At 58.0% G+C, this 17,099-nt stretch carries 15 protein-coding genes; 11 read left to right on the forward strand and 4 right to left on the reverse strand.

The genetic code is table 11. The annotated features are described in order from the left end of the window. Positions 1–64 precede the first annotated feature (64 nt). Genes gyrB through dnaA form a run of 4 tightly spaced genes read right to left on the reverse strand, consistent with a single transcriptional unit; the run spans position 65 to position 6,263 of the window. Positions 65–2,482 (reverse strand): DNA topoisomerase (ATP-hydrolyzing) subunit B, encoded by a 2,418-nt coding sequence (gene gyrB, locus JFU48_RS07060; RefSeq protein WP_103484001.1) that lies wholly within the window; start codon positions 2,480–2,482, stop codon positions 65–67. A gap of 5 nt (positions 2,483–2,487) precedes the next feature. Beyond that, the gene (recF, locus tag JFU48_RS07065) at positions 2,488–3,591 is read right to left on the reverse strand and encodes a DNA replication/repair protein RecF (RefSeq protein ID WP_003220208.1); all 1,104 of its coding nucleotides are present in this window, start codon (positions 3,589–3,591) and stop codon (positions 2,488–2,490) included. A gap of 14 nt (positions 3,592–3,605) precedes the next feature. Then, entirely contained in the window at positions 3,606–4,709 is a 1,104-nt protein-coding gene (gene dnaN / locus JFU48_RS07070) for a DNA polymerase III subunit beta (protein WP_003220202.1), read from the reverse strand. 39 nt (positions 4,710–4,748) lie between these two features. Beyond that, a complete protein-coding gene (gene dnaA, locus JFU48_RS07075; protein ID WP_003220200.1) occupies positions 4,749–6,263 on the reverse strand; it encodes a chromosomal replication initiator protein DnaA in 1,515 nt (504 codons plus the stop codon). A 566-nt stretch (positions 6,264–6,829) separates the two neighbouring features. On the opposite strand from dnaA, the gene rpmH reads away from it, so the two are divergent. The 11 genes from rpmH to atpB all read left to right on the forward strand — a co-directional run bounded on the left by rpmH (position 6,830) and on the right by atpB (position 16,990). Further along, complete coding sequence (gene rpmH / locus JFU48_RS07080; RefSeq protein ID WP_003213577.1) at positions 6,830–6,964, forward strand: 50S ribosomal protein L34; 135 nt, start codon at positions 6,830–6,832, stop codon at positions 6,962–6,964. A gap of 16 nt (positions 6,965–6,980) precedes the next feature. Further along, positions 6,981–7,382 (forward strand): ribonuclease P protein component, encoded by a 402-nt coding sequence (rnpA, locus tag JFU48_RS07085; RefSeq protein ID WP_045122860.1) that lies wholly within the window; start codon positions 6,981–6,983, stop codon positions 7,380–7,382. Then, positions 7,375–7,620 (forward strand): membrane protein insertion efficiency factor YidD, encoded by a 246-nt coding sequence (yidD, locus tag JFU48_RS07090; RefSeq protein ID WP_010565858.1) that lies wholly within the window; start codon positions 7,375–7,377, stop codon positions 7,618–7,620. Before rnpA ends, yidD begins: the two co-directional genes overlap by 8 nt. Positions 7,621–7,622: 2 nt before the next feature. Continuing rightward, on the forward strand, positions 7,623–9,305 hold the full coding sequence (gene yidC / locus JFU48_RS07095) for a membrane protein insertase YidC (protein WP_201136175.1): 1,683 nt from the start codon (positions 7,623–7,625) through the stop codon (positions 9,303–9,305). A gap of 81 nt (positions 9,306–9,386) precedes the next feature. Next, positions 9,387–10,757, forward strand: a complete 1,371-nt coding sequence (mnmE, locus tag JFU48_RS07100) for a tRNA uridine-5-carboxymethylaminomethyl(34) synthesis GTPase MnmE (RefSeq protein ID WP_103484002.1) — start codon at positions 9,387–9,389, stop codon at positions 10,755–10,757. Between the two features lie 553 nt (positions 10,758–11,310). Further along, positions 11,311–13,209 (forward strand): tRNA uridine-5-carboxymethylaminomethyl(34) synthesis enzyme MnmG, encoded by a 1,899-nt coding sequence (gene mnmG, locus JFU48_RS07105; protein WP_103484003.1) that lies wholly within the window; start codon positions 11,311–11,313, stop codon positions 13,207–13,209. Continuing rightward, entirely contained in the window at positions 13,206–13,850 is a 645-nt protein-coding gene (gene rsmG / locus JFU48_RS07110; RefSeq protein ID WP_003229789.1) for a 16S rRNA (guanine(527)-N(7))-methyltransferase RsmG, read from the forward strand. Before mnmG ends, rsmG begins: the two co-directional genes overlap by 4 nt. An 18-nt stretch (positions 13,851–13,868) precedes the next feature. Continuing rightward, the gene (locus tag JFU48_RS07115; protein ID WP_003229787.1) at positions 13,869–14,666 is read left to right on the forward strand and encodes a ParA family protein; all 798 of its coding nucleotides are present in this window, start codon (positions 13,869–13,871) and stop codon (positions 14,664–14,666) included. 9 nt (positions 14,667–14,675) lie between these two features. Then, on the forward strand, positions 14,676–15,548 hold the full coding sequence (locus JFU48_RS07120; RefSeq protein ID WP_003229785.1) for a ParB/RepB/Spo0J family partition protein: 873 nt from the start codon (positions 14,676–14,678) through the stop codon (positions 15,546–15,548). Positions 15,549–15,696: 148 nt separating this feature from the next. Then, complete coding sequence (locus JFU48_RS07125; protein WP_003229783.1) at positions 15,697–16,104, forward strand: F0F1 ATP synthase subunit I; 408 nt, start codon at positions 15,697–15,699, stop codon at positions 16,102–16,104. A 16-nt stretch (positions 16,105–16,120) separates the two neighbouring features. Beyond that, entirely contained in the window at positions 16,121–16,990 is an 870-nt protein-coding gene (gene atpB, locus JFU48_RS07130; RefSeq protein ID WP_003229782.1) for a F0F1 ATP synthase subunit A, read from the forward strand. Positions 16,991–17,099: the final 109 nt, after the last annotated feature.

Consider the following 17,099-nt stretch of genomic DNA (forward strand, 5'->3'; position numbering starts at 1 on the left):
GCGCGGGCTTTCTCTTGCTTTGGCAGGCCGCCCTGAAGGGTGCCCGAGCGGTCACTGATCTGGATCAGAAGTCCAGGTTGGAAACCGCCAGCGCATTGCTCTCGATGAAGTCACGGCGAGGTTCGACCGCATCACCCATCAGGGTGTTGAAGATCTGGTCTGCGCCAATGGCGTCTTCGATGGTGACTTTCAGCATGCGGCGCACGCTTGGGTCCATGGTGGTTTCCCACAGCTGATCAGGGTTCATTTCGCCCAGACCTTTGTAGCGCTGGATGGTGTGGCGCTTGGTGCTTTCGGCCATCAGCCAGTCGAGGGCTTCCTTGAACTCGGTGACCGCTTTCTTGCGCTCGCCACGCTGGATGTACGCGCCGTCGTCGAGCAGGGTGCTCAGTTGAGCGCCGAGGGTGACGACGGTCTTGTAGTCGTTGCTGCCGAAGAAGTCGCGGTTGAAGGTGACGTAGTTCGACAGGCCGTGGGAGATCAGCTCGACCTCTGGCAGCCACACGCCACGTTCACGATCTTCACGCAGGCTGGCCTTGTAGACCAGACCCGACTTCTCGACGGTGCGCAGACGTACTTCGTACTGAGCCAGCCAGTCTTGCATCTTCGCGTGGTCGCCGAGCATTTCCAGGCTCACGGCCGGCAGATAGATGAAGTGCTCGGTCAGTTCCTGCGGGTACAGGCGCGACAGACGCTTGAGGGTCTTCATCACCATGCGGAAGTCGTTGACCAGACGCTCGAGCGCTTCACCGGAAATGCCCGGGGCCTCTTCGTTCAGGTGCAGGCTCGCATCTTCCAGGGCCGACTGCGTCATGTACTCTTCCATGGCGTCGTCGTCTTTGATGTATTGCTCTTGCTTGCCTTTCTTGACCTTGTACAGCGGCGGCTGGGCGATGTAGATGTAGCCGCGCTCGATCAGCTCCGGCAACTGACGGAAGAAGAAGGTCAGCAGCAGGGTACGGATGTGCGAACCGTCGACGTCAGCATCGGTCATGATGATGATGTTGTGATAGCGCAGCTTGTCGATGTTGTACTCTTCGCGCCCGATACCACAGCCCAGTGCGGTGATCAGCGTGCCCACTTCCTGGGACGAGATCATCTTGTCGAAGCGTGCTTTCTCGACGTTGAGGATCTTGCCCTTCAGCGGCAGGATCGCCTGGGTCTTGCGGTTACGTCCCTGCTTGGCAGAGCCGCCCGCGGAGTCACCTTCCACGAGGTACAGTTCAGACAGCGCAGGATCTTTTTCCTGGCAGTCAGCGAGCTTGCCCGGCAGACCGGCGATGTCCAGCGCGCCTTTGCGGCGGGTCATCTCACGGGCCTTGCGCGCCGCTTCACGGGCACGGGCCGCGTCGATCATCTTGCCGACGACCAGCTTGGCTTCGTTCGGGTTTTCCAGCAGGAAGTCGGAGAAGTACTTGCCCATCTCCTGCTCGACCGCGGTCTTCACTTCGGAAGACACCAGCTTGTCTTTGGTCTGCGAGCTGAACTTCGGATCCGGCACCTTCACCGAGATGATCGCGGTCAGGCCTTCACGGGCATCGTCACCGGTGGTGGCGACTTTGTGCTTCTTCGCCAGACCTTCCTGCTCGATGTAGTTGTTCAGGTTACGCGTCAGTGCGGAACGGAAACCCACCAGGTGAGTACCGCCGTCGCGCTGTGGAATGTTGTTGGTGAAGCACAACAGGTTCTCGTTGAAGCTGTCGTTCCACTGCAGGGCGATTTCCACGCCGATGCCGTCTTCACGCTGGATGTTGAAGTGGAACACCTGGTTGACCGCAGTCTTGTTGGTGTTCAGGTATTCAACGAACGCACGCAGGCCGCCTTCGTACTTGAACAGTTCTTCCTTGCCGCTGCGCTCGTCCTTGAGGACGATGCCGACACCGGAGTTGAGGAAGGACAGTTCACGAATGCGCTTGGCCAGGATGTCCCAACTGAAGTGAATGTTCTTGAAGGTTTCGCTGGAAGCCTTGAAGTGGATCTGGGTACCAGTGGTTTCGCTGTCGCCAACGATCGCCATCGGCGCCTGAGGTACACCGTGGACGTAGGTCTGTTCCCAGATCTTGCCGCTGCGGCGTACGGTCAGTACCAGCTCTTCGGACAGGGCGTTCACTACCGAAACACCTACACCGTGCAGACCGCCGGATACCTTGTAGGAGTTGTCGTCGAACTTACCGCCAGCGTGGAGGACGGTCATGATGACCTCGGCGGCGGAAACGCCTTCCTCTTTGTGCACGTCTACCGGGATGCCACGGCCGTTGTCTTTAACGGTGATGGACTCATCCGGGTGGATGATGATGCTGATGTCGTCGCAGTGGCCAGCGAGGGCTTCGTCGATCGAGTTGTCGACCACCTCGAACACCATGTGGTGCAGACCGCTGCCATCGTCGGTGTCACCAATGTACATACCGGGACGTTTGCGTACGGCATCCAGGCCTTTCAGCACTTTAATGCTCGTTGAGTCGTACGTATTTTCTTCGCTCAATGCCTTCACTCCCGATGGTCGTGGGTCTGGGTGATACGGCCCTGTTCCACGTGGAACAGAGCGACTGGCGTTTCCGTCTGCCAGCCTTCCCTCAATAATTCGTGATCTACACAGGTGATGAACACCTGGCAGCGTAAGTCTTCCAGCAAGCGGCACAGCGCGCGACGGTGGCTCTCGTCCAGCTCGGACGGCAAGTCATCCACCAGATAAATACACTGGCCGCGTCGGGCCTGGCTCACCAGATGCCCCTGGGCAATTCGCAAGGCACAGACCACCAGTTTCTGCTGACCCCGGGACAAGATGTCCGCGGCATTGTGTGCGCCCAATCTAAGACGCAAATCAGCCCGTTGCGGTCCGGCCTGGGTATGACCCATTTGCTGGTCCCGTTGCACGGATCCAGCCAATACGGCACTCAATTCCCGGTCCTTGTCCCAGCCTCGGTAATAGCTGAGCGTCAAACCTTCAAGCTCAACCAGTTCGCTCAAGGTTTGTTCAAAGACTGGTTTCAAGGCTTTGATGTAAGCGCGGCGGTATTCATCGATTTCAGCGCTGGCCTGGCACAGTTCCCTGTCCCAAACCGCTTGCGAAACGGCGTCAAGTGTACCATGCCGCAGCCAGGAGTTTCTCTGGCGCAAGGCCTTCTGCAAACGCTGCCAGGTCGCCATGAAACGCGGTTCGACGTGGAACACACCCCAATCGAGAAACTGCCGGCGAATCTTCGGCGCACCTTCGAGCAGGCGAAAGCTGTCGGGGTTGATCAGCTGCAACGGCAGGATTTCTGCCAGTTGCGCGGCGCTGCGGGCATTCTGCCCGTCGATGCGGATCTGGAACTCTCCCTGACGGTCGCGAGATATCCCCAACGCACTGTGGCCACCCTCGGCCAATTCGACCTGACCGAACACGGTGCAGGCGAGTTGTTCGTACTGGATGACCGGCAACAGCCGCGTGCTACGAAACGAACGGGCAAGCCCCAGCAGATGAATGGCTTCCAGAACACTGGTTTTGCCGCTGCCGTTGGCGCCGTAAAGAATGTTGATGCGGGGGGAGGGGGAGAAGGTCACCGGGTGCAGATTGCGCACCGCGGTGACCGAAACACGACTTAAGGACATCCAGGATCAGCTGATTACAGACGCATCGGCATGACAACATAAGCCGAGTCGTCATTGTCGGACTCTTGCACCAGCGCACTGCTGTTGGAGTCGGACAGGATCAGGCGAACCTGCTCGGTGGTCATCACGCCCAGCACGTCGAGCAGGTAGCTCACGTTGAAGCCGATTTCCAGCGAGCCGCCGTTGTATTCAACGCCCACTTCTTCTTCCGCTTCTTCCTGCTCCGGGTTGTTGGCCTGGATCTTCAACTGACCGTTGGCCAGTTGCAGACGGATGCCGCGGTACTTCTCGTTGGAAAGAATCGCGGTACGGCTGAACGCTTCACGCAGGGCCTGACGATCGCCCAGTACCAGCTTGTCGCCGCCCTTCGGCAGAACGCGCTCGTAGTCCGGGAATTTGCCGTCGACCAGCTTCGAGGTGAAGGTGAATTCGCCGGTGGTGGCGCGGATGTGGTGCTGACCCAGAACGATGCTGACGTTGCCATCCGGCTCGGTGAGCAGACGCGCCAGTTCCAGAATACCCTTGCGCGGCACGATCACCTGATGGCGATCCGGCTGACCGATATCGGCCTGCATCGAGCACATCGCCAGACGGTGACCGTCGGTGGCCACGGCGCGGATCACACCGGCCGAAACTTCCAGCAGCATACCGTTGAGATAGTAGCGCACGTCCTGCTGGGCCATGGCGAAGCTGGTGCGTTCGATCAGACGACGCAGTTTGCTCTGCTCCAGGCTGCAGGTCAGCGAACCCGGCCCTTCTTCAACCGTCGGGAAATCGTTGGCCGGCAGGGTCGACAGGGTGAAACGGCTACGGCCGGCCTTCACGACCAGCTTCTGCTCGTCGACCTTGATGTCGATCAGCGCGTCGTTGGGCAGGCTCTTGCAGATGTCCATCAGCTTGCGCGCAGGCACGGTGATGGAACCGGTTTCGGCCGGCTCTTCGAGTTGCACGCGCCCCACCAGCTCGACTTCCAGATCGGTACCGGTCAGCGACAGTTGCTGGCCATCGACGACCAACAGCACGTTGGACAGTACCGGCAAGGTCTGTCGGCGCTCGACGACGCCTGCGACCAGTTGCAGGGGTTTCAACAGGGCTTCGCGTTGAATGGTGAAATGCATGGTCTAGTCCCTTGCCTTAATAAGCTGCGCTGGTGTTCATCAAGTGGTCAGTGTACGCAGCAGGTTCTTGTAGTCCTCGCGGATGTCCGCGTCGGATTCCTTAAGTTCGTTGATCTTGCGGCAGGCGTGCAACACCGTCGTGTGGTCGCGACCACCAAACACATCGCCGATTTCCGGCAGGCTGTGGTTGGTCAGTTCCTTGGACAATGCCATGGCCACCTGACGCGGACGAGCCACCGAGCGCGAACGGCGCTTGGACAGCAGGTCGGAAATCTTGATCTTGTAGTACTCGGCGACAGTGCGCTGAATGTTATCCACAGAGACCAGTTTGTCCTGCAGTGCCAACAAATCCTTCAGGGATTCGCGAATCAACTCGATGGTGATATCGCGGCCCATGAAGTGCGAGTGGGCGATCACGCGTTTCAGCGCGCCTTCCAGCTCGCGGACGTTGGAACGAATTCGCTGGGCAATGAAGAACGCCGCGTCGTGCGGCAACTCGACTTTGGCCTGGTCGGCCTTCTTCATCAAGATCGCCACGCGGGTTTCCAGTTCCGGCGGCTCGACGGCAACCGTCAGGCCCCAGCCGAAACGCGATTTGAGGCGCTCTTCAAGGCCTTCGATTTCTTTCGGGTAGCGGTCACTGGTGAGAATGACCTGCTGGCCACCTTCAAGCAGCGCGTTGAAGGTGTGGAAAAACTCTTCCTGGGAACGCTCTTTACGGGCGAAGAACTGAATATCGTCGATCAGCAACGCGTCCACCGAACGGTAGAAACGCTTGAACTCGTTGATCGCGTTCAGTTGCAGCGCCTTGACCATGTCGGCCACGAAGCGCTCGGAATGCAGGTACACGACCTTGGCATTCGGGTTCTTCTTTAATAGATGGTTACCCACCGCGTGCATCAAGTGGGTTTTACCCAAGCCGACGCCGCCATAAAGGAACAGCGGGTTGTAGCCGTGCTTCGGGTTATCCGCTACTTGCCAGGCCGCCGCACGGGCGAGCTGGTTGGACTTGCCTTCGACGAAATTCTCGAAGGTAAAGGTGCGGTTCAGGTAGCTGGTGTGTTTGAGCGCGCCTTCGACCTGCACAGTGCGCTGTTCGGCGCGAACCGGGGCCTGTTGCGATGCCGCACCGGCCATCGGATCAAAGCTGTCGCGGGACGGCTCTTCACTGACTTCCTCGGTTTTCTGCGTCGAGCGCTTGGCCGGGGCTGCGCTCGGCGCTGGCGTTGGCGGGCTGGCCGGCGCGGCATTGGCCTGAGCTTGCGCCGCAGCCAACGGTGCATTCGGCGCGGCGCGCGGTGCCGAGCTGCGTTTACTGCCTATTAATAAGGAAAGCGCTGGCGCCATGCCGTTGCCGTGCTCATCCAGCAGTTCAAGGACGCGACCGAGGTACTTTTCGTTGACCCAGTCCAGCACAAAACGGTTCGGTGCGTAGACGCGCAACTCGTCGCCTTCGGCTTCGACCTGTAGTGGACGGATCCAGGTGTTGAATTGTTGGGCAGGCAGCTCCTCGCGCAAAAGCTCCACGCACTGCTGCCAAAGTTCCACTGACACGGATATCCCCTAAGTTGAAAGCCGGTGAGGCAAAAACAAGCGGCCATTGTAACGGCGAGCCGTCCACTTATCCACATGCAGGTTGTGTGGTGACCATGATTAATCAATGCGTTAACCGATAAAAAGGCGACCAACGGTGTGTGAATAAGCTCTGTGGATAACCATCTCTGAGGGCACTGGACAACTGGGGGTGGAACTCGGTGGATAACCTGCCTGTGGATAACTAACGGTTCCACACACAGGTTATCCGATAGCGCAGCACAGGCTGACCACGGTTTTCCACTGTAGTTGTCATTCTCTGTACATCAAGCCAGACAAGGCCTGAACGTGGTTATCCACAGAAGACTGTCGCCCTAGCTTTTATAAGCTTTACAGAAAAGCTTTAAATAATTCCCTTCTTTATTTTTATGTTTGGCAGACAAGGTCTTGGTTCTGGATGCTCCAGATATCTATTTATAAGGAAACGTTGGTTGGAAATTGACCTGAAGGCTTGCTTTCTCTAGAATCCCCGGTCTCTTAAAACGGGGGCCATTCCGGCCCGTTGTGGACGAACCAGGTAACACGACATGAAACGTACTTTCCAACCAAGCACTATCAAACGCGCTCGTACCCACGGTTTCCGTGCTCGCATGGCTACCAAGAACGGTCGTGCCGTCCTGTCGCGTCGCCGCGCCAAAGGTCGTGCGCGTCTGGCAGTTTGATAATCCGGCACTGGAGGTGAGTCAGGACTTCAGTCGGGAAAAGCGTCTGCTTACCCCCCGGCATTTCAAGGCAGTCTTTGACTCCCCTACCGGCAAGGTTCCGGGGAAAAATCTCCTGCTCCTTGCGCGCAACAACGATCTCGATCACCCCCGTCTCGGGCTGGTTATCGGGAAAAAGAGCGTAAAGCTCTCCGTTGAGCGCAATCGCCTCAAACGTCTGATGCGCGAATCGTTCCGTCTGCACCAGGACTCACTGGTCGGCTGGGACATCGTTATCGTCGCGCGTAAAGGTTTGGGCGATGTAGAAAACCCCGAATTGATTCAGCATTTCGGCAAACTCTGGAAACGCCTGGCCCGTAACAAGCCAGTTCCAGCAGTCAACACCGAAACTGTAGGGGTAGACAGTCCAGATGCGTAAACTGGCCCTCGTTCCGATCCAGTTTTATCGCTATGCCATTAGTCCCCTGATGGCTGATCACTGTCGTTTCTACCCCAGTTGTTCCTGCTACGCGTTAGAAGCCATCGAAAATCATGGCCTTCTGCGCGGTGGCTGGCTGACCTTTCGTCGTTTAGGTCGCTGTCATCCGTGGAATCCCGGTGGTTATGACCCGGTTCCACCTATCCCTACCTCCCGTTCTTCTTCGATGGCCGAGTAATCATGGATATCAAACGCACGATCCTGATCGTCGCCCTGGCAATCGTGTCCTACGTTATGGTTCTTAAATGGAACCAGGACTATGGCCAGGCTGCCCTGCCGACTCAGAATGTTGCTTCCAGTACGACTGCATCCGGTTTGCCGGACACCGTTCCTGGCAATAACGCTTCCGCCAGTGACGATATTCCGCGTGCCGCAAGCGATACCAGCGCGCCTGTGGAAACTCCGGTCGCTGCCAGCAAGGATCTGATCCAGGTCAAAACCGACGTGCTCGATCTGGCGATCGATCCACAGGGCGGTGACGTTGCTCAACTGACTTTGCCACTGTATCCACGTCGTCAGGACCGTCCTGATGTGCCGTTTCAGCTGTTCGACAACGGCGGCGAGCGTACTTATCTGGCACAAAGCGGCCTGATCGGCACCAACGGTCCGGACGCAAGCCCGGCCGGTCGTCCGGTTTACTCCTCGGAGAAGAAAAGTTATCAACTGGCTGACGGTCAGGACCAACTGGTCGTCGACCTGAAGTTCAGCAAGGACGGCGTCAACTACATCAAGCGTTTCACTCTGAAACGCGGCCTGTATGACGTGACCGTCAGCTACATTGTGGATAACCAGAGCGCTCAGCCTTGGTCCGGTTCGATGTTCGCCCAGCTGAAGCGCGACGCCAGTGCCGACCCTTCGTCGACCACTGCCACCGGTACCGCGACTTACCTGGGCGCCGCCCTGTGGACAAGTTCCGAGCCGTACAAGAAAGTGTCCATGAAAGACATGGACAAAGGTCAGCTCAAGGAAACCGTCACCGGTGGCTGGGTAGCCTGGCTGCAACACTACTTCGTGACTGCATGGGTTGCGCCGAAGGGCGAAAACAACATCGTTCAGACGCGTAAAGACAGCAAGGGCAACTACATCATCGGTTACACCGGTCCTTCGCTGACCGCTGCACCGGGTGCCAAAGTTGAAACCAGCGCCATTCTGTACGCCGGTCCGAAAAGCCAGGCCGTGCTGAAAGAGTTGTCCCCAGGTCTCGAACTGACTGTCGACTACGGCATTCTGTGGTTCATCGCTCAGCCGATCTTCTGGTTGCTGCAACACATCCACGCGATCGTGGGTAACTGGGGCTGGTCGATCATCTTCCTGACCATGCTGATCAAAGGGATATTCTTCCCGCTGTCGGCTGCCAGCTACAAATCCATGGCGCGCATGCGTGCCGTGGCGCCGAAACTGGCTGCACTGAAAGAGCAACATGGCGATGACCGGCAGAAAATGTCGCAAGCCATGATGGAGCTGTACAAGAAAGAGAAGATCAATCCGCTGGGTGGCTGCTTGCCGATCCTCGTGCAGATGCCGGTTTTCCTTTCGCTGTACTGGGTTCTGCTGGAAAGCGTTGAAATGCGCCAGGCGCCGTTCATGCTGTGGATCACCGACCTGTCGATCAAGGATCCGTTCTTCATCCTGCCGATCATCATGGGCGCGACCATGTTCATCCAGCAGCGTCTGAACCCGACTCCGCCGGATCCGATGCAGGCGAAGGTCATGAAAATGATGCCAATCATCTTCACCTTCTTCTTCCTGTGGTTCCCTGCTGGTCTGGTGCTGTACTGGGTTGTGAACAACTGCCTGTCGATTGCCCAACAGTGGTACATCACGCGTAAGATCGAAGCGGCGACGAAAAAAGCCGAGGCGTAACTTACTCTGTGGATAACACCACTCAAAACGCCCCCTAGTGGGGCGTTTTGCTATCTGCCACTTTTGTCTGGATTCCGGTTTATGAGCGCACCTCGTGAAACCATCGCCGCCGTCGCCACCGCTCAAGGTCGTGGCGGTGTCGGCATCGTCCGTATTTCCGGGCCGTTGGCCAGTGTTGCGGCCAAAGCCATCAGCGGCCGCGAACTGAAACCGCGTTACGCGCATTACGGGCCATTTTTCAGTGATGACCGGCAGGTGCTGGACGAAGGTCTGGCGCTGTATTTCCCGGGACCCAACTCGTTCACCGGCGAAGACGTGCTGGAGTTGCAGGGGCACGGTGGCCCGATCGTTCTCGACATGTTGCTCAAGCGTTGCCTGGAACTGGGTTGCCGTTTGGCCCGTCCGGGTGAATTCAGCGAGCGCGCGTTCCTCAACGACAAACTCGACCTGGCTCAGGCCGAGGCCATTGCCGACCTGATCGAAGCCAGTTCTGCACAGGCTGCACGCAATGCCTTGCGCTCCCTGCAGGGGGCGTTTTCCCAGCGTGTGCATAACCTCACCGAACAACTGATCGGCCTGCGCATCTACGTCGAAGCCGCCATCGACTTCCCGGAAGAGGAAATCGACTTCCTCGCCGATGGCCACGTGCTGAGCATGCTCGACAAGGTGCGTGAAGAGTTATCCACTGTGCTGCGTGAAGCCGGGCAGGGCGCATTGTTGCGTGATGGCATGACCGTGGTGATCGCCGGTCGTCCGAATGCCGGCAAGTCCAGTCTGTTGAATGCCCTGGCCGGCCGCGAAGCCGCGATCGTGACGGAGATTGCCGGCACCACCCGCGATATCCTGCGCGAACATATCCACATCGACGGCATGCCGTTGCACGTGGTGGACACCGCCGGTCTGCGCGATACCGATGATCAGGTGGAAAAGATCGGCGTCGAGCGTGCGTTGAAGGCGATCACTGAAGCGGATCGGGTGCTGCTGGTAGTCGATGCCACCGCGCCGGAAGCTGCAGATCCGTTTGCCCTGTGGCCGGAATTCCTCGAAACCCGGCCGGATCCGGCCAAGGTCACCTTGATCCGCAACAAGGCTGACCTGACGGGTGAAGCAATCGCTCTGGAAGTCAGCGACGATGGCCATGTGACCCTCAGCCTGAGCGCCAAATCCGCCGGCGAAGGTCTGGAATTGCTGCGCGAACACCTCAAGGCCTGCATGGGCTACGAGCAAACCTCGGAAAGCAGCTTCAGTGCCCGTCGACGGCATCTGGAAGCTCTGCGCCACGCCAGTGCAGCGCTGGAACATGGTCGTGCACAGCTGACCTTGGCGGGTGCCGGTGAGCTACTGGCCGAAGATTTGCGCCAGGCGCAGCACTCTCTGGGCGAAATCACCGGGGCATTCAGCTCCGATGATCTGCTTGGCCGGATCTTCTCCAGCTTCTGCATCGGCAAATAACCCTTCCGCTGTTCACAGACAGGCCCGATCGCGGCCTGTCTGCACTCCTCATTTCTCAATTCCATTCTTCAGCGCCGGGCAGATTCTCTCGCCCTGAGCGGATTTCCGTTGCCCGCCAATCACTCATTCAGCTGATTTCTGTGGATTAAGCCCTGTGAATAACTGCCAATGAGGTCAGTTGATAACAGGGCCTCAAAACTGGATATAACTGCCTCTGTGGATAACCATCCCATTCATCCACAGGCTTAAACCGGTTATCCAAGGGCCTCATTGGCACCTGATAACAGGGTTTTGAAACTCTGTACACATTGAATAATAAGGCCTGTAGCAATCTATCCACAGAAAGGTCGGTCAGTAAGAATAAACATAAAAACAAAGGTTTTATAAATTTCTCTCTTTTTTATTCTTTTAACTTCGAGTTCTCCACAGCTGGTTAAATTTTGTGCAAAGGGTTCTTTAGGAAGGGCGAAGTCCCTATACTTGTCGACCAGGTCCAGAAACCTGATCTCAAACTATTCCTGAATTACCTACTTAAGCAGGCACGAGGTGCGTGGTGGATTTCCCTTCCCGTTTTGAAGTGATCGTCATCGGCGGCGGTCATGCCGGTACCGAGGCAGCACTGGCCTCAGCACGTATGGGGGCAAAAACCCTGTTGCTGACGCATAACGTGGAAACCCTCGGTGCCATGAGCTGCAACCCGGCCATCGGCGGCATTGGCAAAAGCCATCTGGTCAAGGAAATCGACGCCCTCGGCGGCGCGATGGCCATGGCTACCGATCTGGGTGGCATCCAGTTTCGCGTGTTGAACAGCCGTAAAGGTCCGGCCGTACGGGCGACCCGTGCGCAAGCCGACCGGATTCTGTACAAGGCCGCTGTCCGCGAAATCCTCGAAAACCAGCCGAACCTGTGGATATTTCAACAGGCCGCTGACGACCTGATCGTCGAGCAAGAGCAGGTACGCGGTGTTGTCACCCAAATGGGTCTGCGTTTCTTCGCCGATTCCGTGGTGTTGACCACCGGTACCTTCCTCGGTGGACTTATCCACATCGGCTTGCAGAATTTCTCCGGCGGTCGCGCCGGTGATCCGCCGTCGATTGCCCTCGCGCATCGTCTGCGTGAACTGCCGCTGCGTGTCGGTCGCCTGAAAACCGGTACCCCACCACGCATTGATGGCAAGTCTGTGGATTTCTCGGTCATGACCGAGCAACCGGGCGATACGCCGATCCCGGTCATGTCGTTCATGGGCAACAAGGAACAACATCCGCGCCAGGTCAGTTGCTGGATTACCCACACCAACGCCCGTACCCACGAAATTATCGCGGCGAACCTCGATCGTTCGCCGATGTATTCCGCTGCCGGCGAAATCGAGGGCATCGGTCCACGGTATTGCCCGTCGATCGAAGACAAGATCCATCGCTTTGCCGACAAGGAAAGCCATCAGGTGTTCATCGAGCCGGAAGGCCTGACCACCCATGAGCTGTACCCGAACGGGATATCCACAAGCTTGCCGTTCGACGTGCAATTGCAGATCGTGCAATCGATCCGCGGTATGGAAAACGCGCACATCGTGCGTCCGGGTTATGCGATCGAGTACGACTACTTCGATCCGCGCGACCTGAAGTACAGCCTGGAAACCAAAGTCATCGGCGGTCTGTTCTTCGCTGGCCAGATCAACGGCACCACCGGTTACGAAGAAGCCGGTGCGCAAGGTTTGCTCGCCGGGGCCAACGCCGCGTTGCGTGCCAAGGGCAAAGAAGCCTGGTGTCCGCGTCGCGATGAGGCGTACATCGGCGTGCTGGTCGACGACCTGATCACCCTCGGTACCCAAGAGCCGTACCGCATGTTCACTTCCCGTGCCGAGTACCGCCTGATCCTGCGCGAGGACAACGCCGACCTGCGTCTGACCGAAAAAGGTCGCGAGCTGGGTCTGGTCGATGACGCGCGCTGGGCGGCTTTCTGCAAGAAACGCGAAAGCATCGAACTCGAAGAGCAGCGCCTGAAAAGCACCTGGGTTCGCCCTGGCACCCAGCAGGGCGATGCCATTGCGGAAAAATTCGGTACGCCGCTGACTCACGAATACAACTTGCTCAATCTCTTGAGTCGTCCGGAAATCGACTACGCTGGTCTGGTCGAAGTGACCGGGCAGGGCGCCGAAGATCCACAGGTTGCCGAACAGGTCGAGATCAAGACCAAGTACGCCGGTTACATCGACCGTCAACAGGACGAAATCGCCCGTCTGCGCGCCAGTGAAGACACGAAACTGCCTGTGGATATCGATTACACCAACATTTCCGGTCTCTCCAAGGAGATCCAGAGCAAGCTCGGTGCGACGCGTCCGGAGACGCTCGGCCAGGCTTCGCGGATCCCGGGTGTGACCCCGGCAGCGATTTCGCTGTTGATGATTCATTTGAAAAAACGCGGCGCGGGCCGTCAGTTGGAGCAAAGCGCTTGAGTTCTAAGGTCACTTCGCAACACGCCGAAGAGTTATCCACAGGAGCCCGCGAGCTCGGTGTCAATCTCAGCGCAGCCCAGCACGAATTGCTGCTGGGTTACCTGGCCCTGTTGATCAAATGGAACCAGGCCTACAACCTGACCGCCGTACGCGATCCCGACGAAATGGTTTCGCGGCACCTGCTCGACAGTCTCAGCGTGATGTCGTTTATCGAAAACGGTCGCTGGCTCGACGTCGGCAGCGGCGGCGGGATGCCGGGGATCCCGTTGGCGATCCTGTATCCGGACTCGCAAGTGACCTGTCTGGACAGCAACGGCAAGAAAACCCGCTTCCTGACTCAGGTCAAACTCGAACTCAAACTGGATAACCTGCAAGTTATCCACAGTCGCGTCGAAGCCTTCCAGCCTGCCCAGCCATTCAACGGGATCATTTCCCGGGCGTTCAGCAGCATGGAGAACTTCACCAACTGGACTCGCCACCTCGGCGATGCCGACACGCGCTGGCTGGCAATGAAGGGCGTCCATCCGGCCGATGAGCTGGTAGCATTGCCGGCAGACTTCAAACTCGATAGCGAACACGCCTTGGCCGTACCCGGTTGCCAAGGCCAACGCCATCTGCTGATACTGCGCCGCACGGCATGATTGGGAACACAAGCAAGAATGGCTAAGGTATTCGCGATAGCGAACCAGAAGGGTGGTGTGGGCAAGACCACCACCTGCATCAACCTCGCAGCATCCCTGGTCGCGACCAAGCGCCGGGTGCTGTTGATCGATCTCGATCCACAGGGCAACGCCACCATGGGTAGCGGTGTGGATAAACATGGCCTGGAAAACTCGGTCTACGACCTGCTGATCGGCGAATGCGATCTGGCCCAGGCCATGCACTACTCCGAGCACGGCGGTTATCAACTGCTGCCGGCCAACCGCGACCTGACCGCGGCTGAAGTGGTTCTGCTGGAAATGCAGATGAAGGAAAGCCGTCTGCGCAGTGCGCTGGCGCCGATCCGTGAAAACTACGATTACATTTTGATCGACTGCCCGCCGTCGCTGTCGATGCTCACCCTGAACGCACTGGTTGCCGCCGATGGGGTGATTATCCCCATGCAGTGCGAATACTTTGCGCTTGAGGGTTTGAGCGACCTTGTGGATAACATCAAGCGCATCGCCGAACTGCTGAACCCGAACCTGAAAGTCGAGGGTTTGCTGCGCACCATGTACGACCCGCGCCTGAGCCTGATGAACGACGTCTCGGCGCAGCTCAAGGAACACTTTGGCGAACAGCTGTACGACACGGTGATCCCGCGCAACATCCGGCTGGCCGAAGCACCGAGCTACGGTATGCCCGCACTGGCCTACGACAAGCAATCGCGCGGCGCTCTGGCCTACCTGGCCCTGGCGGGCGAGATGGTTCGCCGTCAGCGCAAAAATTCACGCATCGCCGCTGCCCAGCCAACTTAAGGAATCCCCATGGCCGTCAAGAAACGAGGTCTCGGACGTGGACTGGATGCACTGCTGAGTGGTCCGACCGTCAGCGCGCTGGAAGAACAGGCGGCGCAGGCCGATACCCGTGAACTGCAACACCTGCCGCTGGATCTGCTGCAGCGTGGCAAATACCAGCCGCGCCGCGACATGGATCCACAGGCGCTGGAAGAGCTGGCCCAGTCGATCAAGTCACAAGGCGTGATGCAGCCGATCGTGGTTCGCCCGATTGGCGGTGGCCGTTTTGAGATCATCGCCGGTGAACGCCGCTGGCGCGCCAGCCAGCAGGCCGGCCAGGAAACCATCCCGGCAATGGTCCGTGATGTGCCGGATGAAACCGCGATCGCCATTGCGCTGATCGAGAACATCCAGCGTGAAGACCTGAACCCGATCGAGGAAGCAGTCGCCTTGCAGCGCCTGCAGCAGGAATTCCAGCTCACTCAACAACAGGTTGCCGAGGCTGTGGGTAAGTCTCGCGTGACTGTGGCTAACCTGTTGCGACTTATTGCACTGCCGGAAGTCATCAAGACCATGCTGTCCCACGGTGACCTGGAAATGGGTCATGCCCGGGCTTTGCTCGGTCTGCCGGACAATCAGCAGGTGGAAGGGGCGCGACATGTTGTCGCACGCGGCCTGACTGTGCGCCAGACTGAAGCACTGGTTCGCCAGTGGTTGAGTGGTAAACCGGAGCCTGTGGAAGCGGCCAAACCCGACCCGGATATCGCCCGGCTCGAACAGCGTCTGGCCGAGCGCCTAGGCTCTGCGGTGCAGATTCGCCACGGGAAGAAGGGAAAAGGTCAGTTGGTGATCGGTTACAACTCCCTCGATGAGCTTCAAGGTGTGCTCGCACACATCCGCTGAAACATTTCCTCATGTAGCGCGCAGTCGGAAATCACTACCTGACAGTTGAATAGGGGCAGAACCGCCCCTATACTCTGCGCGCATTTTGTCGGCACAAATTATGCCAAGTTATTGAATTTCGGCAGCCGACCATTGGAGAGCAATCGTGATGGAAACCCGCAAGCCAAACCGCCTGCCGTTCCATCGCCTGGCGGTTTTTCCGGTGTTGATGGCTCAATTTGTCATTTTGCTCATTGCCGCTTTGGCGCTCTGGCAATGGCACGGAGTCGTTGCCGGATACTCGGGACTTTGCGGAGGCCTGATAGCCTTGCTGCCCAATGTTTATTTCGCTCACAAGGCATTTCGGTTTTCCGGCGCCCGAGCAGCCCAGTCCATCGTCCGGTCATTTTATGCCGGCGAGGCAGGCAAACTGATTTTGACGGCAGTGCTGTTTGCACTGGTGTTTGCAGGTGTGAAGCCATTGGCGCCGATCGCAGTATTCGGCGCTTTCGTGCTGACTCAGTCGGTCAGCTGGTTCGCTCCCCTGCTGATGAGAACAAGACTTTCGAGACCTTAGGGCGTTTGAGGCAACCATGGCAGAAACAACCGCTTCGGGCTATATCCAGCACCACTTGCAGAACCTGACCTTCGGTCAGCTACCTAACGGCGGCTGGGGCTTTGCCCACACCGCAGCAGAAGCCAAGGAAATGGGCTTCTGGGCTTTCCACGTCGATACCCTCGGCTGGTCGGTCGCGCTGGGTCTGATCTTCGTTCTTCTTTTCCGCATGGCGGCAAAGAAAGCGACTTCGGGTCAGCCAGGTGCTTTGCAGAACTTCGTTGAAGTATTGGTCGAATTCGTCGATGGCAGCGTGAAAGACAGCTTCCATGGCCGTAGCCCGGTGATCGCACCGCTGGCACTGACCATCTTCGTCTGGGTGTTCCTGATGAACGCCGTCGACCTGGTACCGGTCGACTGGATTCCTCAGCTGGCCATCCTGATCACCGGCGACCACCACATCCCGTTCCGCGCCGTGTCGACTACCGACCCGAACGCGACCCTGGGCATGGCGTTCTCGGTTTTCGCACTGATCATTTTCTATAGCATCAAGGTCAAGGGCATCGGCGGCTTCATCGGCGAACTGACCCTGCACCCGTTCGGCAGCAAGAACATCTTCGTTCAGGCCCTGCTGATCCCGGTGAACTTCCTGCTGGAATTCGTGACCCTGATCGCCAAACCGATCTCTCTGGCTCTGCGTCTGTTCGGCAACATGTATGCCGGCGAGCTGGTGTTCATTCTGATCGCTGTGATGTTCGGCAGCGGCCTGCTCTGGCTGAGCGGCCTGGGCGTTGTTCTGCAGTGGGCGTGGGCGGTGTTCCACATCCTGATCATCACCCTGCAGGCGTTCATCTTCATGATGCTGACCATCGTCTACCTGTCGATGGCGCACGAAGAAAACCATTAAGAGCAGCCTCGGCTGATCTGATGTCCCTCCCGGTCAAACGGGAGGGGGCTCTTAAACGGGCCTCTGAAACGATTTGTTTTACCGCTTTAATCTAAAAAACCTAAACCAT

This window comes from Pseudomonas sp. TH49 (genome assembly GCF_016650625.1).
Taxonomy (GTDB): domain Bacteria; phylum Pseudomonadota; class Gammaproteobacteria; order Pseudomonadales; family Pseudomonadaceae; genus Aquipseudomonas; species Aquipseudomonas fluorescens_H.

Coding starts and splice junctions, on each gene's coding strand:
- recF (WP_003220208.1), bottom strand. CDS start 3,591: ATGTCCTTAAGTCGTGTTTCGGTCACCGCGGTGCGCAATCTGCACCCG.
- dnaN (WP_003220202.1), bottom strand. CDS start 4,709: ATGCATTTCACCATTCAACGCGAAGCCCTGTTGAAACCCCTGCAACTG.
- rpmH (WP_003213577.1), top strand. CDS start 6,830: ATGAAACGTACTTTCCAACCAAGCACTATCAAACGCGCTCGTACCCAC.
- yidD (WP_010565858.1), top strand. CDS start 7,375: ATGCGTAAACTGGCCCTCGTTCCGATCCAGTTTTATCGCTATGCCATT.
- yidC (WP_201136175.1), top strand. CDS start 7,623: ATGGATATCAAACGCACGATCCTGATCGTCGCCCTGGCAATCGTGTCC.
- mnmE (WP_103484002.1), top strand. CDS start 9,387: ATGAGCGCACCTCGTGAAACCATCGCCGCCGTCGCCACCGCTCAAGGT.
- JFU48_RS07115 (WP_003229787.1), top strand. CDS start 13,869: ATGGCTAAGGTATTCGCGATAGCGAACCAGAAGGGTGGTGTGGGCAAG.
- JFU48_RS07120 (WP_003229785.1), top strand. CDS start 14,676: ATGGCCGTCAAGAAACGAGGTCTCGGACGTGGACTGGATGCACTGCTG.
- JFU48_RS07125 (WP_003229783.1), top strand. CDS start 15,697: ATGGAAACCCGCAAGCCAAACCGCCTGCCGTTCCATCGCCTGGCGGTT.
- atpB (WP_003229782.1), top strand. CDS start 16,121: ATGGCAGAAACAACCGCTTCGGGCTATATCCAGCACCACTTGCAGAAC.